This is a genomic window from Arthrobacter sp. GW822-FHT05G07 (assembly GCF_058799755.1).
In genome coordinates this window covers 182,997-206,619 of record NZ_JBXALT010000007.1, presented here as the reverse complement: position 1 = coordinate 206,619, position 23,623 = coordinate 182,997, and the positions used below count along the sequence as shown (strand labels likewise).

General features: G+C 63.3%; 18 protein-coding genes. 14 read left to right on the top strand and 4 right to left on the bottom strand.

The features are described from left to right. Positions 1 to 635: 635 nt before the first annotated feature. On the bottom strand, positions 636 to 968 hold the full coding sequence (locus AC1RJY_RS13800) for a hypothetical protein (RefSeq protein WP_498602534.1): 333 nt from the start codon (positions 966 to 968) through the stop codon (positions 636 to 638). A 756-nt stretch (positions 969 to 1,724) separates the two neighbouring features. On the opposite strand from AC1RJY_RS13800, the gene AC1RJY_RS13795 reads away from it, so the two are divergent. The 10 genes from AC1RJY_RS13795 (at position 1,725) to AC1RJY_RS13750 (ending at position 15,471) form a co-directional block, all read left to right on the top strand. After that, positions 1,725 to 2,240 (top strand): hypothetical protein, encoded by a 516-nt coding sequence (locus tag AC1RJY_RS13795; protein ID WP_498602533.1) that lies wholly within the window; start codon positions 1,725 to 1,727, stop codon positions 2,238 to 2,240. A 25-nt stretch (positions 2,241 to 2,265) separates the two neighbouring features. Then, complete coding sequence (locus AC1RJY_RS13790) at positions 2,266 to 3,120, top strand: hypothetical protein (protein WP_498602532.1); 855 nt, start codon at positions 2,266 to 2,268, stop codon at positions 3,118 to 3,120. 230 nt (positions 3,121 to 3,350) lie between these two features. After that, the gene (locus AC1RJY_RS13785) at positions 3,351 to 4,301 is read left to right on the top strand and encodes a hypothetical protein (RefSeq protein ID WP_498602531.1); all 951 of its coding nucleotides are present in this window, start codon (positions 3,351 to 3,353) and stop codon (positions 4,299 to 4,301) included. 819 nt (positions 4,302 to 5,120) lie between these two features. Beyond that, a complete protein-coding gene (locus AC1RJY_RS13780; RefSeq protein WP_498602530.1) occupies positions 5,121 to 5,774 on the top strand; it encodes a helicase associated domain-containing protein in 654 nt (217 codons plus the stop codon). 869 nt (positions 5,775 to 6,643) lie between these two features. Further along, positions 6,644 to 7,195 carry an SRPBCC family protein gene (locus AC1RJY_RS13775; RefSeq protein WP_498602529.1) on the top strand — a complete coding sequence of 184 codons (552 nt, stop codon included), beginning with the start codon at positions 6,644 to 6,646 and terminating at the stop codon, positions 7,193 to 7,195. 210 nt (positions 7,196 to 7,405) lie between these two features. Beyond that, a complete protein-coding gene (locus AC1RJY_RS13770; RefSeq protein ID WP_498602528.1) occupies positions 7,406 to 8,026 on the top strand; it encodes a hypothetical protein in 621 nt (206 codons plus the stop codon). Positions 8,027 to 8,150: 124 nt separating this feature from the next. Beyond that, positions 8,151 to 8,885: a YcnI family copper-binding membrane protein gene (locus AC1RJY_RS13765; protein WP_498602527.1), complete on the top strand. Its 735-nt coding sequence runs from the start codon at positions 8,151 to 8,153 to the stop codon at positions 8,883 to 8,885. A 104-nt stretch (positions 8,886 to 8,989) separates the two neighbouring features. After that, positions 8,990 to 9,646 carry a DUF4232 domain-containing protein gene (locus AC1RJY_RS13760; RefSeq protein WP_498602586.1) on the top strand — a complete coding sequence of 219 codons (657 nt, stop codon included), beginning with the start codon at positions 8,990 to 8,992 and terminating at the stop codon, positions 9,644 to 9,646. Between the two features lie 55 nt (positions 9,647 to 9,701). Further along, positions 9,702 to 14,648, top strand: a complete 4,947-nt coding sequence (locus AC1RJY_RS13755; RefSeq protein WP_498602526.1) for an ATP-dependent helicase — start codon at positions 9,702 to 9,704, stop codon at positions 14,646 to 14,648. Next, complete coding sequence (locus AC1RJY_RS13750; protein WP_011773528.1) at positions 14,641 to 15,471, top strand: DNA-formamidopyrimidine glycosylase family protein; 831 nt, start codon at positions 14,641 to 14,643, stop codon at positions 15,469 to 15,471. The genes AC1RJY_RS13755 and AC1RJY_RS13750 overlap by 8 nt, the downstream gene beginning before the upstream one ends. A gap of 180 nt (positions 15,472 to 15,651) precedes the next feature. Here the strand turns inward: AC1RJY_RS13750 and AC1RJY_RS13745 are convergent, their stop codons facing one another. Next, the gene (locus tag AC1RJY_RS13745) at positions 15,652 to 16,914 is read right to left on the bottom strand and encodes a ricin-type beta-trefoil lectin domain protein (RefSeq protein ID WP_498602525.1); all 1,263 of its coding nucleotides are present in this window, start codon (positions 16,912 to 16,914) and stop codon (positions 15,652 to 15,654) included. Between the two features lie 293 nt (positions 16,915 to 17,207). Here AC1RJY_RS13745 and AC1RJY_RS13740 point away from each other — a divergent pair, with 293 nt between their 5' ends. The 3 genes from AC1RJY_RS13740 to AC1RJY_RS13730 are packed head-to-tail and all read left to right on the top strand — an operon-like array spanning position 17,208 to position 20,863. After that, positions 17,208 to 19,151: a glycosyltransferase gene (locus AC1RJY_RS13740; protein WP_498602524.1), complete on the top strand. Its 1,944-nt coding sequence runs from the start codon at positions 17,208 to 17,210 to the stop codon at positions 19,149 to 19,151. A 51-nt stretch (positions 19,152 to 19,202) separates the two neighbouring features. Continuing rightward, entirely contained in the window at positions 19,203 to 19,640 is a 438-nt protein-coding gene (locus AC1RJY_RS13735) for an STAS domain-containing protein (protein WP_011773525.1), read from the top strand. Next, entirely contained in the window at positions 19,631 to 20,863 is a 1,233-nt protein-coding gene (locus AC1RJY_RS13730) for a glycoside hydrolase family 26 protein (protein ID WP_014920768.1), read from the top strand. The genes AC1RJY_RS13735 and AC1RJY_RS13730 overlap by 10 nt, the downstream gene beginning before the upstream one ends. Positions 20,864 to 20,880: 17 nt before the next feature. Here the strand turns inward: AC1RJY_RS13730 and yczE are convergent, their stop codons facing one another. Further along, complete coding sequence (yczE, locus tag AC1RJY_RS13725; RefSeq protein ID WP_011773523.1) at positions 20,881 to 21,510, bottom strand: membrane protein YczE; 630 nt, start codon at positions 21,508 to 21,510, stop codon at positions 20,881 to 20,883. Positions 21,511 to 21,570: 60 nt separating this feature from the next. Here yczE and yczR point away from each other — a divergent pair, with 60 nt between their 5' ends. Next, positions 21,571 to 23,034: a MocR-like transcription factor YczR gene (gene yczR / locus AC1RJY_RS13720; protein WP_498602523.1), complete on the top strand. Its 1,464-nt coding sequence runs from the start codon at positions 21,571 to 21,573 to the stop codon at positions 23,032 to 23,034. On the opposite strand, the gene AC1RJY_RS13715 is transcribed toward yczR, so the two are convergent. Beyond that, the gene (locus AC1RJY_RS13715; protein WP_498602522.1) at positions 23,031 to 23,540 is read right to left on the bottom strand and encodes a DUF4188 domain-containing protein; all 510 of its coding nucleotides are present in this window, start codon (positions 23,538 to 23,540) and stop codon (positions 23,031 to 23,033) included. The genes yczR and AC1RJY_RS13715 overlap by 4 nt on opposite strands. Between the last annotated feature and the right edge of the window lie 83 nt (positions 23,541 to 23,623).

Genomic DNA, 23,623 nt, shown 5'->3' with positions numbered 1-23,623 from the left:
CCCGCCGAAGCGGCGCCTCCGCCAGCGCCCCGCACAATGCCTGTGGTGGAGATCGCCGGCCGGGACAACGTCCAGTTCCCTGAGTTCGGTGGCGTGCTGCTCACCGCGCCACATGGTGGAAGATCCCCGCTACGCCGACTGGCGCGCTGCACTGTCAGAGGTTCAAGGAATCTATGTCATTACAGACTCCACAAACGTGGACCGGACGGAAGCTCGCGGCCTCTGAGAGAGAACGGCGTGGGCCCGTATGGGATCCTCGACCCAGGTTCCTGCAGGTCAGGAACTCAGTTATACCGAGTTATAGGAAGTTCTAGGGGGTTATACGAAAATCCCTATAATCTCCTAGAACTTCCTATCACTTGCCGGATGCTACGTCCGAACGGTTCGTAGGAGTAGACGGCTACCGCTGTCGTCATGACCCATCGAGACGACTGGTTGTCCCCTGGTCAGTCGATCGTGTTGGAGGACCAGCCGAACCAGAATGGTGGTCCCGTCCTTCAAACTCGCCCCAAGTGGGGTTCGTTTACATACTTCCTGCCGACTCTTGAGAAACCCGCCTGCTTAGACAACACGAAACGACCGCTCCTTGCTGCCGCCCCCTGCAAGCGCAGACGCAAGATGCGCTGCGGGTGGTCTCACCACCGGGTTCCGGCGGCGTCGTCGAACGCCGCTAAGACACGGCCCGGCTCATCAAGGTGGTCCCGGGGCAGGCCACCGTCGGTGAACCAGGTCGTTGGGGCAACTAGCCAGAAGATGACGTCGGTCCCGTCCCAGCCGTATTCGTCCGCCAGTTTTCCCAGTTCCGCGACAACGGGCCTGACGCGATGCACGTCCATGCTGTCGGTTGCGGGTTCGAGAAGGAACGTCGGGTACATTTCCTGGCCGCGGTATGGGACGGCGAAAACTAACGGCAGCGTGTCCCCCGGAGCCAGGGCCCAAGGCAGCCCTGACCACCCCGCTCCGCCCATTTATGAGCGCCGAGCAAAAGTGGGCAAGTGTCTGTTCCAGCCATGCGGCCCAGATTGCGATCCGTCCTACAGCAGCTTCGCCCTCCAACGACATCGAGGTGTACGTACGGTAAGCGGGCAGTGCTGCATCCTCGGTAGCTTCTGGGTCCATGGACACCAATCGTAGTCAGCGTTGGTGGACTGGCCGGCTACAGGGGCCTCCTTGTCATAATTTCGGGATTCGGCCGCCGTAATGTTGTGAAGGTGCCAGAAACCCGCAACACATACCTGCTGAGCCTCCGAGCTCTCGAGCTGGCCTCCGCGCGAGTATAAGAGGCATGTAAAGGTAACGACGTCGACGCTGCGGCAATCGAAGCACATTTCGCTCTTCATGCCGTATACGACCTTCATGAAGCGTACTTTGTCCCTAGTGGGATGAAATCCGGCAGGGACCAAGACGCGGTCTACTCACAGGAGAACGGCCAAGTGGTCGGGGCGCTCGTACTGGCACGCGGGGCACAGACACATCAGTTGGTCACCTTCCCTAGGCCAGGGGATTTCCAGACAAGCCCCATGGCATGGGGCCTTACGGTCCAGGGTGGATTTGGAAGGAACACACCTCAACGGATTTCCGATATGCAACACGTGCAGCTTGGTACGGGAAACGCGTCCAGGGGCGTCTCTTATGGACGCCGCTCGACGAAGCATGGGATTGGTTCCTCTAACGCGTACCCAACTAGTTCGCATCACTGCATTTCCACCGGTATCGTCCGTGGCATGACAGCAAAAATTACCGAGGGGGCATGGAGCCCTTTACCCGGCGCAATCCCCGATAGCATGCAGCCGAACAAGGTCTACATCATTCCCACCAGGAAGCCGGTGGACGACGACGGTGACACTATGCCGCGCTACACGGACAACGTTCGATACCTGCCAAAGGCCGCACGCGCCGCTGGTATCCCGGTGGAGTTTTCGACTCCAGAGGGTACGCGAAAGTACCTTCAGGAGTTCAGTATTGACCCCGAGATGTGGGCGCTTGGCATTGCTCTCGTGAACATGACCAGTGATTGGCTCATTTTCACGGTCGAGCAGTTCCTCACCCATCGCGCAAAGTCCCAGGGGTGGACCGACGAGAGCGTACGGGAGCTGCCCCTAAAGGTCTCCATCGCCGAAACCAGCACGTCACGGAACGTCGAGATCGAGGGCAGCGGTGCCGAGGTCCTCGAAGCTCTGCGAGTAATCAAGCAGCAGTCCCTCGACCAGCCTGGCGGTGGCCAAAGTGACAGGACCTAGGGGCCGTCGTTTCACAACGGTGATTATGCAGTGGGGACCTATACCGCCATCGGGTGGACCGCACCGCGAACGCTATCTCGACGTAAACGGCAGGGAGTCACTACGAACTGCCGACGAGTCCTACGCTGCAGCGCTGGCGGCTCTCGGCGAGCACGCTAAAGATTTTCCGTCGATGCACACGCCGTTAGTAACAGATGACGATGCGCTTCGTCGAGAAATCCAGCGGCAGAAGCGCTCCGAGTGGCTCGCCTGCTCGGCGATGATTGACAAGGAAACGCTCGCCACGGTGGAGCCGATGATCCGAGGCTCCGAGGCCGCAGCCGTAGCCGCACTAAATTACCTCGAGGATCACGAATTGGCGGGGGTAGCTCACACTGCGATCCACCGGGCGGCTTTCATACGCCGGGGTCTGTTTGGCTGTCCCATCGTTTTGCGGGACGACGATGAGTTCTGGACGAACTGCTCCGTCAACATTTCCCACCTGCGCGTTGGAATGTCCGCCGGGCTCATCAGCGACTTCGAATGCTCGATCTGCGGGCGACTGGTCGAGGACTGCGACCACACCATGGCCGAATTTTACGATAAGACCGCCTTCCGAGACGACGACGGAAATTGTTCCATCTGCCGCGCAACGCGGTGCGACCACGAGATCGGGAAGGCTTACCCGACCGAGGCCTACGCGAACGCCCGCAATATGAGGGCCGAGGAAGTATCGATGGTCGCGCGTCCGCGCTACCCGCAGGCACGGATGACGGAGGAGTCTATCGACTTGGGAGCGATGGGCGACGACCCACGAGTTCGCCACGCAGCGAAGCACAGAAACCTAAACTGCGACGGGTGTCTCGGTCCGTGCAAGGGCTTCAACGACATGAGGACTTGAGTTTCGGTTTCGGTCGCGGGCGCCATCAACTGTAAACACACAGGACGGCGCCAGTCGGTCGGCGCATACCGTCGTTTTTGACCGCTCCTCCGAGGACCAGTTCCACCGTGCAACTTTCGAGCAGGGCGCGGCATCTCTTCCCTCGCCACGGGGCAACCCGGGCCGGACATAGGAAGCTAAGTATTTGTATCGAACCGCTGATCTGGGTGAGGCACCGTTAGGATTTCTTAGTGGCTGATCAAGATAAGAAAAAGAGCGATCTAGGTTCGAACTCCCTGGCGGGCGCCATAGGTGCATGCGTAAGCACTCCATTCCTTGTCTACTTGGCCGCCATTTGGACCGGAACCATTTCAGGCCCAACCAATCCGAGATTTTGGCAGGATCTGGCGCCGGTCGGCATCATCGTGTTGCTGCTCGTCCTTTTTGGGATAAGGGCCACACGGCGTTTTATCCTCGGCATGATCCGACGGCTGAAGAAGCCTGTTCTATGGATTCGCGGCCTTCGGATCACCGATGAGCGACGGCGGAGCCTGAACCTTGCCGAGGAACGCAATGAAGCTCTCGCGGAAGTATCACGACGAAATTCAAAACCGGAAGCATTCACCGTCGCCTACACGCCCGCATCCCCGGTGAACGGGGTCGATTGGTTCCTCTTGACGGACTACTCAGGCCTGAGTGGCAGCGGCCCCATGAAGGACATTCGCATCACCGGGCCCAAGCACCAGATAGCGATGAAAGAGCACGACGGCCCAACGATCCCCGACAAAGATCTCGATGATCCTTATCATTTCTGCGGTCGCGTGACCGATCAGGGGTACCAGACCGGTATCGACTTCAGGGTTTCATGGAAAGACCCGGACAACTATCCTCGATGGGATTTCTACCATGTCCCGGCCAGCGATCAACCGCTGAAGGGAGTGCGGACTGGCCCGCACGAGGTCAGCTATGGCGACCTCATTACTAGCAAAAATATCAGTGATGGATCGCTCACCGTTAGGTGGGCCTCCACGAGCGCGACTATGGGCAGACTCGCCCCCAATGGGCCGGTCTGGAAAGTCGAATCCGGCCGGACTGAGGGGCGAGTAAAACTCCAGTTCCTCGTTGAAGATGAACTGGGTAATGCCGACAGCCCAGCTAAGGGCGTCGAACTACTTAAGATCAATGCGATCAAGGCCGACTAGTCGCCGCAACCGACTAATCCACACCCGGCTCACAGTGACGAACACCAGCTAGCCTACTGGTCTCAAGGTGGCTAGAAGGGTCAGACTGCACTGTCATTGCCGACCACTAAACCATCCGGCGAGGCGAGCGTGCGCCGTCAGAACAGGCGCTGAGAGGATGTGTCATGCGACAGAAACCGATGGGACGGGACTCGGATCAGATCCTGGCGGAGGACGAGGTCTCCTCGGCCGTGCGCAGCCACCTAGAGAAGGAAGGTTGGACGATCACGAGTTGGGCTCCGGCCATCGGTCGGGTTCGCGGAGACGACATTGCTGCTGAACTAAAGGGCAGAAAGCTCGTCGTTGAGGTCAAAGGAGAGGGCAGTTCCAACTCCGGGTCGAGGAAATTTGGTCTGACATTCAACAGCAGCCAAGTGACCACCCACGTCGCAATGGCGTCCTACAAAGCTCTGCAAGCTGTCTCGCAAGGGCATGGAGCTGGCATCGCTCTACCCGACAATTTGTTGCATCGCCGGGCTTTGAGCACCATTCAGCCGGCCCTAGTCCGCCTCGGTATAACGATTTACTTAGTAAACCGGCACGGAGCTGTGACTGTGGTCTAGCGACCACAGAAGTTTGCCCCCTTCTTCTCCTGACTCCGGTCAGTGGCTATTGGATTCCCAGAATTTGCGTTTAGTCCGCTGGCCAACTAAAAATGCCCAACAGCCGACCGCGCCAGCGGACCACCGATAACTGGTTGGAGCGCAGCGGAAACCAGTCACTCCCCCATCCCGCGACATACGCCCGGATCACTTTTTCGACGGTGAACCTCGTGGCAGGATGAGCCCCATCATGGATGGACTGCTGCGAAAGGCCCCGTATGCCGAGTGGGTGCTGATGTACCGTCTCAGCCCGGGCCGGGACCGCATCGCCGCTGTGGTGCGCGCCGCGCCGGCGACCGTGGGCTACCACCTGGGCATTGCGCGCCGCCAGGACCCCGAGCTTGAAGCAGCGCACATCGCCGCCGGGGCGGCATTGTCCCCGGCCGCTGTGGCGCGGATGGAGGAAGTCATCGCCTGGGTCGCCGGCGCGGGCCGGCTTCCGCGCGGCCGCGCCACTGACCAGGCAGAGCGTTCCATGGAAGCCTGGATCAGGCAGCGTCGCAGGGAGGCAGCCGCCGGGACACTTCATCCCTCCTACCGGTACGGACTGGCCCGGATCGCCGGCTGGGACACCAACGCTAGGACAGCTGCCGACGAAGCCCGCTGGCACACGCGGCTGGCAGAGCTTGTGCGGTACCGCGCCGAGGGCAACGACTGGCCCCGCCACCGCGAATACGACACCGAACAGGAACACACCCTCGGAGTGTGGATCTACGGTCTAAGGCAGAAGCTAAGGGAAGACACCCTCTCCTCTGAAAAGGCAGCCCAACTTGACGCCGCGATCCCGGGCTGGCAAAAAGGGAGAACGAGGGGCCGCCCGGCTCGGTCCTGAACGCGTCACCCGATTCCGCCCCCCACATCTGTTCAAGGACGGACCTGGACACCGTGGCCAGCAGGCTCGACCTGGCCCGACCGGATCGGTTCCTTGGCAAATAATTGGCAAAGGAATCGCTGTGAAGTGGTGTTTTCTACTGTTGGAGAGTGTGACCAAAAGTCCCCCGTTTAGCTGGAAAATCAGGGCTTTTGAGGATTTTCCGCGAAACTGCGGGGATGATGAAATGGGTTCAAATCCCACCGTCACCGCCAATGAGAAAGGCCCTGCTTCCCTTTGTTTATGAGGGATGCGGGGCCATTTCTTTGCCCGGATTGGTCAAACGGTATCAACGGGCCTGGTGGCCAGCGCACTGCCCTGGGGCTAGGGAGTGTCCGGCGCGCATAGCAGAGCTGTTTTCGTCGGCTGGCCATCGTGTGGAGAACCCTCCACCACAGCGACTATTCCTCGCCCCGCTCAACTGACCAGTGCTCGAAGAGGGCTTCAGAGTCCGCGGCGATGAGCTGAACGTTGCCAAACTGGCGGCAGGCGAATGCCCTCAGTGGCACACTCCGCACCTTTCCCGAAGACTTTGGCGGACCCCGGCGTCGCGACCAATACCTCGCCCTTTCCCATACCGTCTCCGGATACAGATGTAGGGGGCCGAAGATGGAATCCGAGCCGCAGGACGAACAGAGCAAGGGATGTTCTTCTTTCGCGTCGCTCATGCGCCAAGACTAGCCCAGCGCGGGTGGCGCAGCGAGGGGCGGGATCTTGGCACTTTCGAGGTTTGAAAATGCCGAGATCTAACCCTTCGGCGTTGGCAGGCGTAGATTGTTCCCGGATGCCGTAAGACACCCTCGGAACCGACACGGACCGCGGAGGCAACAATGGCCCAGCGAAAAGCCAAAAGCACCGACTACGCATTCGTCACCGCGTGGCGTGTGGCGGGCACACGCGAGGAAGTCGTTAACATCCTGGGCAACGCCGCGGCCCTCAAACAGTGGTGGCCCGCTGTCTACCTCACGGTGACGCCCGTAGCGCAAGGCGGACCCGATGGCGTGGGCGCGACCTTCGACCTTCACACCAAGGGCTGGCTCCCGTACACCTTGCGGTGGCGGCTCACCATTACCGAACCGGTGACCCTCGACGGCTTCGCGCTCACCGCTGAAGGGGACCTCTACGGCACAGGCCGCTGGACTTTCGAGACCGACGGGCCCGAGGTTGTTATCACCTACGACTGGCGGGTCAGCGCAGCCAAGCCCTTGCTTCGCCGCCTGAGCTGGCTCCTCAAACCGGCGTTCTCTGCCAACCATCACTGGGCCATGGCACGCGGTGAGGAAAGCCTGAAACTTGAGCTCCGCCGTCGACGTTCACCCGCGGGCTCAACAAACGTTCCGGAGCCACCGAAACCAACCTTCGCTCGATGGGCCCAGCGCTAGGCCTACGTTCCTTCCCGGTTGCCTCCACCCTCGCCCCAGGCGTACCGCGGAATTCCAGGAGTCCGGGCATGGCGAGCACCGGAAAGCCGGAGGTAACTGGGGAGGAACGCAGGAACGTGCACGTACGCACCCATCCGAGGCCAGCCCCGCCCCGAACTCCCGATAGAATCAAGACGCCGATCAATCAAACAGCCAGATGAGGGAGGACCCGTGCGCACATCGCAGTCCCGGGCACCCTTTCATGCGTTGCGGTCGGGCGCCGTCTCGATTGTGGTGGTTCTCCTTGCTGCAGGGGCCCACATCATAGGCGGCGGAGAACTCCCCACAGCACCGGTCCTGCTGGCGCTCGTTGCGCTGACGGCCCTGGCTGCCACACTTGCCACCCGGTTCAAGCTGAACCTTTTCACCATGGCGGGGCTCTTGGGCGCGGGACAGTTGGCACTCCACGAAGCCTTCACGGCCTTGAGCCCGATCACGGCCAACGTGCAGGGGACAAATCACCACCTCGGCGCTGAACCGTTGAGCTCCGGGCTGGACGTAGCGGCGACGCACACTCATGAACTCGGCACAGCCTTCGGCACCATGATGTTTGTGGGCCACGTGCTCGCCACCATCGCTTCTGCCGTCGTCCTGGCCAAGGGTGAGGATGCCCTGTGGCAACTCGCCGCCTGGCTGCGGCCGCTGCTCGCCCTGCCAACTTTGGTGTTCAGGCCCGACGCCGGCGCCTCGCCTGTCGCGGTCGGCACACCCAACGTCTTTATCCCCCGCCCTTGGCGGAACCTTAGGCAAGACAGCCGCCGCGGCCCGCCCGCCGTCGTCGTACTTCCTTAGTTCCGCCCGGCACCTTCTGCGCACAACAAACCACGCGCTGCAACAGCACAGCCTTTGCATGGTGACGGGCCTCAAACCCGTACCCCCGCGCCGCTTCATCTGGCGCCCCCGAAAGGCACATCCCATGAAATCCTCGATTCGTCGCACCCTGTCCGCTACCGCCGTTGCCGGTGGAACCGCTGCCCTGATGATGGCCGGTCTGGCCGGAGCATCCGCCCACGTCGGCGCCGACCCCAACAAGACCGCAGCTAACTCGTACGCGCTGGTGACCTTTGGAATCCCCCACGGTTGCGACACGTCCGGCACCACCAAAGTGGCCATTTCACTCCCTGAGGAACTGAACGACGCCCAGCCCACGGTCAACCCCAACTGGACCGTGGAAAAGGTCACGGAGACGCTCGCTGAGCCCAAGAAACTGGATGACGGCACCACCATCACCAAGCGGACAAGCCAGATCGTTTACACGGCCAAGGCGCCGTTGGATCCGCACCTGCGCGACGCCCTTGTTTTGTCGGTCAAACTGCCGGACGCAGCCGGCAAGACCATCTACTTCCCCACGCTGCAGACCTGCGAGACGGGCCAGACAGACTGGTCCGAGATCGCCAAGGAGGGCCAGGATCCGCACGATCTCAAGGCTCCGGCACCGTCGGTCACCATCACGGCGGCCGATGCCGCAGGCGACCACCACGCTGCAGAAGCCGTCTCCACTGAGCAGGCCGCCGCTGTAACTGACGACGGCTCGCAGGCGCGAAGCTGGGCCGGCCTGATCGCAGGCATCGCTGGCTTGGGCCTGGGCGGCGCTGCGTTCTTCCGCAGCCGCTCCGCCAAGCCGGCCGTGGCCAAAGCCGACACCAAGTAGTTGACAGCGGGTTGGCGCCCGGAAGATCACAATCCGGGCGCCAATCCGCGCTCCTGACCGTGGCTGAATTGACTCGGATCAGGGCCGGGGCAAGGCTGGTGCCCATGTGGACTCAGCGCATCAAAACCGGACTTGTGACGACGACGGCAGCCGCTGCGCTGCTACTTCTTGCTGCCTGCGGGCCAAGCCCCAGCCCGTCGGGAAGCAGCAGTGCCCCGCCAACCTCTTCGACGCCAACTTCCTCGACTCCGTCGGCCTCGGCGACGTCAAGCCCGCCTTCTGCGACGGCCACGGCCACGCCGTCACCCTCAGCGACAGCAACGTCCGCGGCACCAGCAGCACCGGGGCTGTGCAAAGCAGCGTCCCTCACCGCTGCAACCGATGCGACCGGCGGCGGCGCGGCGGGCAGCATCTATGAGAAGTTGATCCTGACCAACTCCGGCAGCGCCCCCTGCATCTTGGAGGGCTTCGCAGGAGTCTCCTTGACTGCCGACGCCAACGGTGAACCGATCGGCGAACCGGCAACCCGGGAAACCACAACCCCGGTCACCAAAATCGAACTGGCTCCGGGGAAGTCGGCGTGGGCCGAAATCCGGTACACGCAAGCCGGCAACTACGGCGACTGCACCAAGGTGGCCGCCGCCGGTTTCCGCATCTACCCGCCGAACGACACGGCCTCACTGTTCATCCCGGAGCCCCACGATGCGTGCAGCAACGCCGGCATCAAGCTCCTGACCATCACCGCTTTCCAGGCAGTCTGACCGTCTCCCCACGGCTCCGGCTTATTCTGTCGGAGCCGTGAGGCATGATGGAGGAATGCAGGAGCCGAAAGCGTCGGATGGCGCTATCAGCCGTTTCAGCCAGGCAACCAGGGAATGGTTCCTCGGCGCTTTTTCCGAGCCCACACCCGCGCAGGATGGCGCATGGAACGCGATCTCCTCGGGCTCCCATGCCCTGGTAGTGGCGCCAACAGGTTCCGGCAAAACCCTTGCGGCTTTCCTGTGGGCGCTCGATCGCCTGCATTCCAAGCCCACTGACACGCTGCCAGGTCTTGAGACTGTCCCAGCCAATGGCAAGGGTCGGGCAAAGCGGCCTAAAACCAAGACCCGCGTCCTCTACATCTCGCCGCTGAAGGCGCTGGGTGTGGATGTGGAGCGGAACCTCCGCGCACCCCTGATCGGCATCACCCAAACTGCCAAGCGGTTGGGACTCCCCGCACCACTGGTGACAGTCGGCGTACGTTCAGGAGATACGACGGCGGCGGATCGCCGCACGCTGTTGACCAACCCGCCGGATATCCTCATCACAACGCCGGAATCCCTGTTCCTCATGCTGACCTCCCGTGCCCGGGAAACGCTCAGCGAAGTGGACACCATCATCATCGATGAAGTGCACGCTGTAGCCGGCACCAAACGTGGCGCACACTTGGCCGTTTCTTTGGAACGCCTGGATGCCCTGCTTCCGAAGCCTGCGCAGCGCATCGGGCTCTCGGCAACCGTTCAGCCGCGTGAGCTGGTGGCGCAGTTCCTGGCCGGCCAAGCCCCCGTAGAGATCGTCGCTCCGCCGTCCAAGAAGAATTGGAACCTCACGGTCACCGTACCTGTGGAGGACATGTCCGATCTGCAGGGCGCTGCCGGAGCGTTCGACTCCGGGCCGGCGTCGGGGTTGCAGCCACAGGCGTCCATCTGGCCGCACGTGGAGGAGCAGATTGTGGACTTGGTCTTGTCCAAACAATCCACCATCGTGTTCGCCAACTCCCGCCGCTTGGCAGAACGCCTGACAGCCCGCCTCAACGAGATCTACGCCGAGCGCCAGTTGATGGCGGTAGGCGGCAGCGAGTGGGCTGCTCCCGGGGCGGCCCTCCAATCCAACCCGGGAATCCCGGCCTCCACGGCAACCCCGGCGCACATGATGGCGCAGGCCGGAAGCACTACGGGCGCCGATCCTGTGCTGGCCCGCGCACACCACGGCTCGGTGTCCAAAGACCAGCGCGCCATGATCGAGGACGACCTCAAGTCCGGCAGGCTCCGCTGCGTGGTGGCAACATCGTCGCTGGAACTCGGCATCGATATGGGTGCTGTGGACTTGGTGGTCCAGGTGGAGTCTCCCCCATCGGTGGCCAGTGGCCTGCAGCGCGTGGGGCGTGCAGGGCACCAAGTGGGTGAGATCTCCGAGGGCGTGCTCTTCCCTAAGCACCGCGCGGACCTCCTCCACACCAGCGTCACGGTGGAACGCATGCTGAGTGGGCAGATTGAGCGCCTGAGCATCCCAGCCAACCCGTTGGACATCCTGGCCCAGCAAACGGTGGCGGCAACCGCCTTGGGCAGCATAGACGTTGAGGACTGGTTCAGTACGGTGCGGCGGTCTGCGCCTTTCGCGAGCCTGCCGCGCTCTGCATTTGAGGCCACGCTGGACCTTCTCGCCGGCAGATACCCTTCGGATGAGTTCGCCGAGCTCAGGCCCCGCATCATCTGGGACCGGCACGCCGGAACCATCGAGGGCAGGCCCGGAGCCCAGCGCCTGGCCGTCACATCCGGTGGCACCATCCCGGACCGTGGACTCTTCGGCGTGTACATCATCGGTACGGAAGTTGAGGGCTCAGCTTCCCCCGCCAACGCGGACGGCAGTGAACCCACCGCTTCGGCGCGTGCCGCCAAGGGTGGACGCCGCGTTGGCGAGCTGGACGAAGAGATGGTCTACGAATCCCGGGTGGGAGATGTCTTCGCGCTCGGTGCCACCAGTTGGAAGATCGAGGACATCACCCACGACCGCGTGCTGGTCTCCCCCGCTTTCGGCCAACCCGGCAAGCTTCCCTTCTGGAAGGGCGATTCCCTTGGAAGGCCCGTAGACCTGGGCCGCGCGCTGGGTGCCTTCATCCGGGAACTCTCGGCCGCAGACGAAGCCCCGGCCATGGAACGTTGCCAGGCCAGCGGATTGGATGCCTTCGCCGCAAGCAACCTGATCCAGTACCTCAGGGAGCAAAAGGAAGCCACGGAGATTGTCCCGAGCGACCGAACCTTGGTGGTGGAGCGCTTCCACGACGAACTCGGCGATTGGCGGGTAGTCCTCCACAGTCCTTTCGGCATGCCCGTTCACGCCCCGTGGGCTCTTGCAGTAGGCCAACGCCTTCAACAGCGCTACGGCCTCGATGGATCCGCCATGGCAGCAGACGACGGCATCGTGCTGCGCGTGCCCATGATGGAAGATGAGCCGCCCGGCGCTGAGCTCTTTCTCTTCGACCCCGAGGAACTCGAGCAAATCGTCACCGCAGAAGTAGGCGGCAGCGCACTGTTCGCTTCCCGGTTCCGCGAATGTGCCGCCCGTGCATTGCTTCTTCCACGACAGAATCCGGCCAAGCGTCAGCCGCTATGGCAGCAACGCCAGCGCTCTGCCCAGTTGCTGGATGTCGCCCGGAAGTATCCTTCGTTCCCCATCGTGCTCGAAACAGTGCGGGAATGCTTGCAGGATGTTTATGATCTGCCCGCCCTGAAAGACATTGCCGCTTCTGTGGAGCGCAGGGAGCTCAGGATCGTGGAGACCACCACTCAGCAACCCTCCCCTTTCGCGAAGTCCCTGTTGTTCGGGTACGTGGCCCAGTTCCTCTACGAGGGCGACTCCCCCTTGGCCGAACGCCGGGCCGCTGCCCTCGCCTTGGACTCCACGCTCCTCAATGAGCTCCTGGGCCGCGTGGAACTGCGCGAGCTCCTGGATGCCGCGGTTATCGACTCAACTGAGTTGGAGCTGCAGCGCCTCGCCCCGGACCGACGCGTTCGAGGAATGGAAGGCGTCGCGGATCTGCTGCGGCTGCTGGGCCCCCTGAGCGTTGAAGAAGTGGCCCAGCGGCTCCAAGGCGTGGAACAGGCCGAGGTTGAAGGCGCGGACCACTTCGACGAAGCCCCGGCGGCTGCGCCACATGGCAGCGTCGTCGACGCCGGATCCCACCTTGCGGCATTGCAGAAAGCCAACCGCGCACTCAAGGTAACCATCGGCGGCGTCGAGCGCTTTGCCGCAGTTGAGGACGCGGCGCGGCTGCGTGACGCAATCGGTGTTCCGTTGCCCATGGGCGTACCGCTTGCTTTCATTGAGCCAGTCCACGATCCCCTGGGCGACCTCGTTTCCCGGTACGCGCGCACCCATGGCCCCTTCACTGCTGCTGAAGCTGCGGCGCGGCTGGGGCTTGGCGTCGCGGTAGTCAACACCGCCTTGAAGCGGTTGGCTGGCGACGGTCGCGTGGTGGAAGGCGAATTCCGTCCGCACGCCGTCGCGGAGCAGCCTGCGGACGCACCCGACGCAGAGCTCATGACCATTGACGCCCCACCGTCCAGCGAGTGGTGCGATGCCGAAGTCCTCCGGAAACTGCGGCGTCGCTCGCTCGCTGCGCTGCGGGCCGAAGTGGAGCCAGTGGACACCGCCGCCTACGGCCGGTTCCTGCCTGCCTGGCAGAACGTGACCGCGCCGGGCAAGTCTCGAAGCCAGGCATTGCGGGGGTTGGACGGCATCATCACAGCCGTGGACCAACTATCCGGAGTACCCATCCCGGCATCCGCGTGGGAACCCTTGGTACTGGCGAGCAGGGTGGCGGACTACAAGCCGGCCATGCTGGACGAACTCATGGCGGCCGGCGAGCTCCTCTGGTCCGGCGCAGGCTCGCTGCCCGGAAACGATGGCTGGATCAGCCTGCACGTAGCCGATTCCGCTGAGCTGACGCTCAACCCCGACCCCGAGTTCGAACCCGGCGATGCCCAACAGCGTCTCCTGGAACATTTCAGTGCGGGCGGTGGCTACTTCTTCCGGCAACTCACGGACGTTGCCGGCGGCATGGATGCAGTCTTGAGCGACGACGCCGTGGTCTCCGCGCTCTGGGACCTCGTCTGGGCCGGCCGCGTAACGGGCGATACCTTTGCACCCGTGAGAGCCATGATCGCCGGAGGGAAAACCGCGCACCGGCAAGTAGCCAAGGCGCCCAGGGCCCGGGCCCCGCGCATGAGCAGGCTCGGCCGTTCCCATGGGACGGGCCTGCTCGGCTCCCCCGGACTAGCGGGGGGTCGCTACGGCTCGGTATCAGGCGGAATTGCGCCTGCACCGCCGTCGGCAGTGGGTCGATGGTCCGCTCTTCCCGCCCCGGAACTGGACCCGACCATCCACGCACGCGGCACGGCTGAGCTCCTGTTGGACCGCTACGGCGTGGTAACTCGCGGTTCGGTCATGGCAGAGAACATCATCGGCGGTTTCGGGCTCATGTACAAAGTGCTGGCCCGCTTGGAAGAAGCCGGGCGTTGCCGCCGCGGTTACTTCATCGAGCATTTGGGGGCAGCCCAGTTCGCCGTCCCCGCCACGGTGGACCGGCTCAGGTCCTTCACGGAGGATGCCCGCATTTCCAAGGCCGAACCAGCCGCCCTTGCACTCGCCGCGACCGACCCCGCCAACCCCTACGGCGCTGCTCTTCCTTGGCCCGCGCTGTCTGTCGACGCCGGTTCCGGTCACCGTCCGGGGCGCAAGGCCGGAGCGCTGGTGGTGATGGTCGACGGCGCGTTGGTCCTCTACGTGGAACGCGGCGGCAAGACGCTGCTCACCTTCAGCCAGGACGACGCCGTGCTGACAGTTGCGGCCCAGGCGTTGGTGGACGTGGTGCGCCGCGGTGCCGTGGACAAGCTCTTCATGGAGAAAGTCAACGGCCACGATCTCCTGGGCACTCCGATCGCCGTTGCCCTCGCGGCAGCGGGGGCGTACTCCACTCCGAAGGGACTACGAATCCGTGCCTGAAGGCGATTCCATATGGCGGGCTGCGACGCGACTGAACGAGGCATTGGCTGGGAAGGTCATCACGTCCTCCGACTTTCGGGTGCCCCGGTTCGCCACCCTGAACCTGTCTGGCTGGACCATGACCGAAGTTGTTCCCAAGGGCAAACACCTGCTCATGCGCCTGGCCGGCCCCGTTGATGAAGAACCAGGCGCCAGCAGGAAGCCCCGGGCCCTGACCATCCACTCCCACCTCAAAATGGAAGGGAACTGGATGATCTACCCGCCGGGTGGTCGCTGGACCAAACCCGGCCACACCGCACGGTGTGTGCTCCGTACGGACTCCGCAGACGCGGTCGGATTCTCGTTGGGCATCCTGGAAGTGGTGCCCACAGCCGAGGAAGACAAGATAGTAGGGCACCTCGGGCCGGACTTGCTCGGGCCCGACTGGGACGAGGAAGAAGCGTTGCGCAGGCTTCGCGCTGAACCGGACGTCACCGTGGGATTCGCGTTGCTGGACCAGCGGAAGCTTGCGGGCATCGGCAATATCTACCGATGCGAGGCATGCTTCCTGTCCGGGATTCACCCTGCCCTGCCGGTAGGCGAAGTCCCCGACCTCGCCAAGACAGTCAACGACGCCAAACGGCTACTCGGCGAAAACCTGGGCCCCGGGCGGAGGACCACCCTGGGACCGCGCGCCATGCGGCCCGGGTATTGGGTATATGGCCGGGAACGCCAGCCCTGCAGGCGCTGCGGCACCACTGTACGCCGCGGCTTGCTTGCAGGACCGGACGGCACCGAGGAGCGGGACATCTACTTCTGCCCACGCTGCCAGCCGGCGCCTTAATCAAGAACGCCAACCACCGGCCGGACCCAGCCACATGAAAGCCGGCCAGGTCCGGCCAACAACCGCCGCGACGGCTGCGCGCACTTGCCAGCCCGGCCCGCTACTCCAGGAAGCTCCCCAGCCGCCCCAGCAATAGCCGCCGGACCCCGCAAAGCTGCGCGCCGCCGTCGGACGTTTTTATTACGCCATCCGCCACCACTTTTGGTTGGTGGTACCGGCGCAATCCCACAACTGCAGCCTCGCACCGTTGGATGAATTCCAGTCAACTACGTCCACGCATTTGTTGGCCTGCGGGTTCACCAGATCCCCGGCATTGTTCAGGACGAATTGCTGCGCCGGGTTGCCATTGCAGCTGGTGAGCTGGACTGGTGCACCGTTGGCCGTTGAACCCCACGCCACGTCCATGCACTTGCCCAGCGAGCGGATGGTGCCGTTGGCAGCGAAGGTCCACTGCTCTGATGCCGCTGTGTCGCAATCCCACAGGTGCAGTGGGGCCCCGTCAGCAGCCTGCCGACCGGCCACATCAATGCACTTTCCGGCATAGCCTTGGATGCGCGTGCTGGCTGGCGAAACGGGCCTCGCCGGCCCTGAGGCAAGCTCGTACACGCGGACGTAGTCAACCAGCAACGACTGCGGGAATTGGGTGCCCGAGTTCGGCGCTCCCGGCCAGTAGCCGCCCACGGCAAGGTTCAACAGGAGGAAGAAATCGTGGTCGAAGACCCACGGTCCGGACGTTGTGGCTTTGGTCTTTTGTGAGTAGGAAATTCCGTCGATGTACCAGGTGATGGAATCGGGTCCCCAGTCCACGGTGAATGTGTGGAAAGCATCCCCCAAGGCCTTACCGCCGGGCAGTGTGTAACTGGCGTTGGAGGCGTTTGCCCCCGAATAGCCGGGTCCGTGGATGCTTCCCCACACCGTTCCGGGTTCCTTGCCAACGTTTTCCATGACGTCCAGCTCACCGCTGGCGGGCCAGCCCTGGGCGAAAACGTTGTCTCCGAGCATCCAGAAGGCGGGCCACATGCCTTGCCCCTTGGGCACTTTGAGCCGGGCTTCGAACCGGCCTTGTGTCCGGCTGAACTTTCCAGCACTTATCAGCCGGGCGGATGTGTACTGGCACGGCCCGTAGTGGCACTGATATCCAGCAGGGTTTTCCTTTCGGGCGGTGATGGCCATGTTTCCCTGGCCATCAGCTGCGGCATTGCTGGTGCTGCTGGTGTAGTACTGCAGTTCGCCGTTGCCCCATCCGGATCCTCCCGTGTCGTGAGTCCATTTCCAGGGGTCAGGCGCCGTGCCGGCGGGGCCGTTGAATTCATCGCTCCAGACCAGTTTTCCGGGGGCGGGCATGCCAGCGGCTGCAAGTGCAGAAGGCTCCGGGGCTATGAGGGTAGCTGCGATGGTCAGGCCTGCGACGAGCATCGTCAGGGGCATGAGTCTTCGCTTCATGGTGCCACTCTGTAGGGCCATCCCGGTGACGCGCAAGCTTTTTCGACGCGACACGCAAAACGTCACAGCCAGGAAATAATCAACGCGGTTTTACTTTTCAATTCCGTAACGAGGACGAAATATCGGCGGGAGATGGTGGAATCAGGAACCAATTAGCTTGAAAAGAATTCCTTCAAGTTTGTTGGCAAAAGGACATTCCGTTCGCAGCCGAATTCCTTCCCTTGAGCATCGACGATGCAGCTCCAGGCGCGTCAGCCGTGTCCTCCCAAACTTCGCCCTGAGGGGCGTTGGACATGCTGACGCGCCTTGGCCTTTTCCCCAGCAGTTACCGGAGGCTAAAGATGGGCATTTACAGACAAATACTGGTAAGGATCCTTGCAGTTCTGGTGGTTTCCTTCGGATTGATCTACATCAGTTGGCGCTGGTCGAGCACCGTCGCCTGGGACGCCTGGTGGATTTCGCTGCCCCTGGTGGCCGCGGAGACCTACAGCCTGGGCGAGTCGGCGCTGTATGCGGTCACCATGTGGAACGCACGACGACGTCCGCCTCCCCCGCCTGCCCTGCCGGGCAGGTCGGTGGACGTATTCATCGCCACCTACAACGAGCCGCTGGACCTGGTACTCAAAACGGCCATAGCGGCCAGGGACATGGAGTACCCCCACGAAACGTGGATACTCGACGACGGCGACCGCGCCGAGTTTGCGAGCGCAGCCCGGCAGATCGGCGTCGGATACATCACCCGCGGTCCTGAGTGGGATGGCCGGCAACGGTTCGCGAAAGCAGGAAACGTCAACAACGCCCTGTCCATGACCACCGGCGAGTTCGTGGCCATTTTTGACGCGGACCAGGTTCCTGAACCGCGTTTCCTGGACCGCGTTCTGGGCTATTTCGATGCCGAGGAAGTGGCTTTCGTCCAGACGCCGCAACACTTTTGGAATGTTCCGGACCGGGACCCGTTGGGAAGCCAAGCGGAACTTTTCTATGGCCCGATCCAGCAGGGCAAGGACGGGTGGGACGCAGCGTTCTTCTGCGGTTCGAACGCTGTGCTTCGCAGGGAAGCCCTCATGGCTCTTGGTTTGACCCGCTACACGCGGACAGCCACGGAGCAGACGTGGCGTGCTTTGCGCAGGGGTCGGTCGCGGCTGCAGGACCTTCACAGCGAATTGGGCAGGCGCCATCCCGCCGCCATGCCCGTGGTGGAAAGTGCTTTGGAGGCGGTGGCGCGTGCTGAGCACCAAGTGCGTAGGGGCGAGGTCCTGGCCGAGATCACTTTCGAGCTCCGTGTGGCCTTCCATGCCGCCGCTTTGGCAGTCCCGGATGCGATGGATGACGTTGTGCCGGAACTGGACGCCGTCCTGGAATCCGTGGATGTTGCACATACGGACCAGGCTTTGGCGATCCATCCCATGGATACCACCACCATCACCGAGGACATGGCAACGGCCATGCACCTCCACGCGATGGGATGGGGCAGCATCTACCACCACGAGGTCCTGGTCCATGGGCTTGCCCCGGAGGACGTGTCCACCATGCTCTCGCAGCGGCATCGCTGGGCGGCGGGCACCATGCAGGTGTTTTTCAACGACAATCCTCTGTTCCTTCGGGGTCTCACGTTGGCCCAGCGCCTCATGTACCTGGGCACCATGACGAGCTACTTGAATGGCTTCGCCGCGCTGAGCTACATCGCAGCGCCGGTGGTTTTCCTGGTGGCCGGTACCTACCCGCTGACTGCCAGTCCTGTGGTGTTCTTCTGCCTTTTTCTTCCCTTCTTCATTTCGTGCCAGCTGCTCTTCCAAGTTGCAGGTAACGGGTCGAAGGGGCTGTGGCGCGGCCAGCAGTGGTCCTTCGCGCTGTTTCCCACCTGGATCGCGGCCACGTGTTCAGGTGCGGCCGCGGTCTTCCTGGGCAGGCACCTCACCTTCTCCGTGACAGCCAAGAGTAAGCAGGCCACAGGACGCGGATTCCAGCACGTCAGGCTCCAAGTGGCGGCGATGGGGTTGCTCGTTGTGTCCTCGCTCATCGGCGTTGCCCGGGTGTCATCCGGGGAAGCGCCGCTCTATCCAACCCTGATCACGCTGGCCTGGGTCGCCTTGGACCTGGCCCTGCTCCGCGTGGTGATTGGTGCCGCAAGGTACCGGGGGCCGGGAGAGGACCTCGTGGAACCGATGCCCACACCTAAGGAGCTCACCAGCGTCCTGGCTTCGCCGAAAGGTTCGCCTAGCAAACCCCTGCACTGACAGCAACCGTCAACAGACGCCGTTCCATCCCCCAGCAAGGAGCGACCCCCCATGTCCACTCTTTCCCATGCCCCGAACACCATCTCAACCACCTTGAAATCGGTGGACCTGACCATTACCGGCACCTTGGACGCTGCGTCCGTTCTCGCTATTCGCCAAACGTCCGCCAAGGCCGCCACAGACGGTCCCGTTCTGGTCCTGCTCGATATCGCGGCGGTGACTTCCGTGGGAGCGTCCGGCGTCGTAGGGCTGCTTGAGGTGCTGCACCTGCTGCGCTCACGAGGCGGCGATCTGCGCCTCTTCGGGGACTCCAGCGCCCTGGCGGAAACCCGTCTCCAGGCCCATCTGGGTCACGTGGCCCGGATCTACGCAAACCGCCAGGAAGCGATCGACGGCGGCGCAGCACTCGTACGGCCGCGCGGGCTTGCGCCGCGGTTCAGTTGGCGCACCCTCTTCGGGCGCCGACGCCGCTCCCTCGGATGGGGCTGACCATGGCGCAGACTCCACCAGCTTTCATCGGGCATCCGAACCGAAAACGACGGCGGGCCAGCCTGCTCATCCCCTTGGTGGTGACGGCCTTGGCTGCCACGTGTTTGGGTTTTGCTTCCAAGGAGGTGGTGCCCGTGGTCCAGGCCCTGTCCCTTTGCCGGGCCGGTGATGCCTCCACCCTGATCCCCCGGGATGGCGTGCTCTTGGGCGTCAACCTGGATTGGGACTCGGAGACCTTGGCCGAACACCGAGCAAACCTCGGCCACGATCCCGCGGTAGTGGTGCAGTTCTCGGATATCCCCTACGACGACGAAACGTGGTCGCACACCACCAACGCCGTCACGCAAGTCCGGGAAACGGGCGGCGCGCTGCTCCTGACCCTCGAGCCCCACGGCGGTTTAGAGACCATGAGCGACGAAGTGATCGCCAAACTGGCCACCGACTTACGGGCCATCAACGATCAGGGGACCACCGTCGTCGTGCGTTTTGCGCATGAGATGAACGGCTCCTGGTACTCGTGGGGACAGCAGCCGATCCGCTACGTGGAGGTTTTCCGCAAGGTGGCGGCGGCGGTGCACTCGCAGGCTCCGGGGACGTCCATGATGTGGGCGCCAAACTATGGCGGCGGCTATCCGTTCACGGGTGGCCAGTTCGCGGCGCGGCCAGGCACCCCGGACTTCGCTGCCCTGGATACCGATCACGACGGCACCCTCACCATGGCCGACGACACCTACGCGCCCTACTATCCGGGGGACGACGCCGTGGACTGGGTGGGGGTTTCCTTGTATCACTGGGGCAACCAGCGGCCATGGGGCAACAACGACGTTTCGGAACCGGGCAAATTCCTGGCCATGCTCACCGGCAGCTACAGCGGCACCGCGGGTGATGACAGTTCCGTCCCCGATTTTTACCAGGTGTACGGGGTGGACCACGGCAAGCCGGTGGGCATTCCGGAGACCGCGGCCATCTACACGCCCGCGCGGGGCGGGGCCTCCGAGCTGGACGTCAAGCAGGCCTGGTGGAGGCAAGTCTTCTCCGCCGAAACCCACCAGAAGTACCCGCAGCTGAAGATGATCAACTGGTTCGAGTGGAAGAAATACGAGATCGAGATTAACGACGACGTCGACTGGCGTAGCGCTGGATCGCCCGCTATCCGCGATGCGCTGGCCCAGGACCTGCCGGACTGGTTGCGGTACGGCGAGGACCTGGAGGCGTGCCGTTAGTGCTTGCGCGCTAAGCCCTACGCTGCAGGCGCGGCCTCCACGGCTTCCGTGGGGGCCGTTGCCTTTGCCCGCTCCGGAACCATGAACTTCGGCAGCAGCACTTGCACAATCGGGCCGATGGCCAGGGCGTACACCACGGTGCCCACGCCCACGGATCCGCCCAGCAGGAAACCCACAGCAAGGACAACTACTTCGATGCCCGTGCGGACCAGCCGCACGGACCAACCGGTGCGGCGGACCAGTCCGGTCATCAGGCCATCACGGGCGCCGGGCCCAAGGCGGGCACCGATGTAGCAAGCGGAGGCGATGCCGTTGAGGATCACAGCGCCGGCGAGCATGGCGATCTGTCCGCCAAGGTGTGAGAACTCCGGGATGAGCCATAGCCCCAGATCGGCGAAGAGCCCCACGAGGACCGCGTTGGCGATGGTTCCGATCCCTGGCATCTGCCGGAGCGGGATCCAGAGGAGGAGAACCAGGAAGCTGACCGCGATGACCACAACGCCAATGCTGAATCCGGTCTTTTCGGACACACCTTGGTGGAAAACGTCCCAAGGGTCCAAGCCGAGGCCGGCCCGGATGAACATGGCCAAGGAGATGCCGTACATTGCGAGGCCGATCAGGAGTTGTGTGATTCTTCGGGTCATCATGAATCCATGGTCGCTGAAAACTGGCCTTGTATTCCATAGCCAGTTTGTAATACTGGTCTTATGTCCGGCTCCCTGAATCCCACCGCACTCGTCCGCCTCCTCGGCTCCTGGAACTCCGGCGCCCTGCCCGCCTACCGCGAGCTGGCCGACGTCGTGCGTTTGCTGGTGATGGACGGGCGCATACCGCTGGACGTCGCACTGCCCAGCGAGCGGGCGCTCGCCCAGACACTCGGCCTCAGCCGCACCACGGTCACTGCCGCGTATGCGAGCCTGCGCGAACAGGGATTCCTGACGGCGGGCCAGGGCAGCCGCGGGCGGACGTGCATCCCCCACCGAACCGCGCCAGTGAGTGCGCCCGGACTTGCCGTTCCTGAGGGTCTCTTGGACCTGGCGTATGCGTCGCTGCCGGCCGCCGGCGAGGTAGTGCATCGGGCCTTCGCCGACGCCCTGACCGAGTTACCTGCCCTCCTGCCCGGATTCGGGTACGAGGCCGTGGGAGTGCCGGCCCTCCGGGAAGCCATCGCAGACAAATACACGGCGGAAGGGGTGCCAACGACGCCCGGCCAAATCCTGGTCACCTCGGGTGCGCAGCATGCACTCAACATCGTGCTGCGCACGCTGGCTGGAAAGCAGGACCGGGTGATGGTGGAACACCCCAGCTACCCCAATGCCTTGGACGCCATCCGTGCTGCAGGGTGCAAGCCGCTGCCCGTAGCACTACCTCTAATACAGTCGAGTACGTCACCGGCGTGGGACATAGATGCCATGGTGGCGACCATGAATCATCAACGTCCTGCCATGGCCTACTTGGTGCCGGACTTCCACAACCCCACCGGGCGCATCATGTCCGATCTTCAACGCCGACGACTCACACGGGCAGCCACTGCTTCCGGGACCATCCTGGTGGTGGATGAAACGCTGCGGGGGCTGAACCTCGACGGCGTCCGCACCGCGCCGATGTCGGCTTACAGTCCGGCGGTTGTTTCCATCGGCTCGCTCAGCAAGTCGCACTGGGCCGGGCTGAGGACCGGGTGGATCCGGGCAGACGAGGCCCTGATTGCCCGCTTTGTCTCTACCCGGACCGTCATGGATCTGGGTGGGCCCGTGGTGGAGCAACTGGCGGCGGCACGCCTGGTGCGGTCCTTCGCAGAGCCGCTTGATGCCCGGCTTGAGGAGCTTCGGAACAACCGGGAAACGCTGCTGGGGTTGCTTTCGGAGCACCTGCCGGAGTGGGACGTGGAGCGACCCCGCGGCGGACTCACAGTGTGGTGTCGCCTTCCCACGCCGTGCAGCACTGCCCTGACCGTGCTCGCCCCCGACTTCGGCGTACGCTTGGCGGCCGGACCTAGGTTTGGGGCGGGTGGCGCTTTCGAGCATTACCTACGCGTTCCCTACACCTTGCCGGCTGCACAGTTGGAGTTCGCCGTCGGTGCGCTCCGCGCCGCGCAGAACAAGTTGGACGCCTCACCCCACCTCCGCCGGACGCTCAAGTCCGCACGGCCACCCGCGGTCGCGGTTGCCTAGCCACCCAACTGACTGGGAGCCACTCGCCCCACCGAGCCCATCCGCTGCTTCGCCGTGTTGCTGCCGGGTCCCACAGGTACGTGCTGCGTCGCCTTGGCCAAACCAAACAGCGGCATGCCGTTGTACACCACTTCAATGCCCGACGCCGGCACCTGGTACGTCTCGTGCCACACGCCGATGTCGCCGCTCCCCGCAACCTCCTTCATGAATTTCCGCCACGGGCCCAGGTGCGGCGAATCCCTGTCCGCGGCAAATCGACGCAGATGCTCCGGACTCTCCCAGTAGCTGAGCAGAATGGTGGTACGCCCGAACCACTGTTCGCTGCCCAGGAGCCCGGCCTCAGGATGAGTAGCTAGGTGCTGCATCATGGTGGGCATGGCCGAGGCTACCTTCGCGACGCGGCCCATTTTCCACCATCTGTTGGCCCGCATTCCGATGAGGAAGACGGTCACAGTATCGCGCCCGATATCCGCGGTGAAGCGGCCGGGAAAAATCTCCTGTGCCATGTGATTCCTTCGGTTGAAGAACAGCTCGGTTCCGAATCCGGGTTCCGTAACGTTGTTATGAAACAATGTTATGAAACACTTGA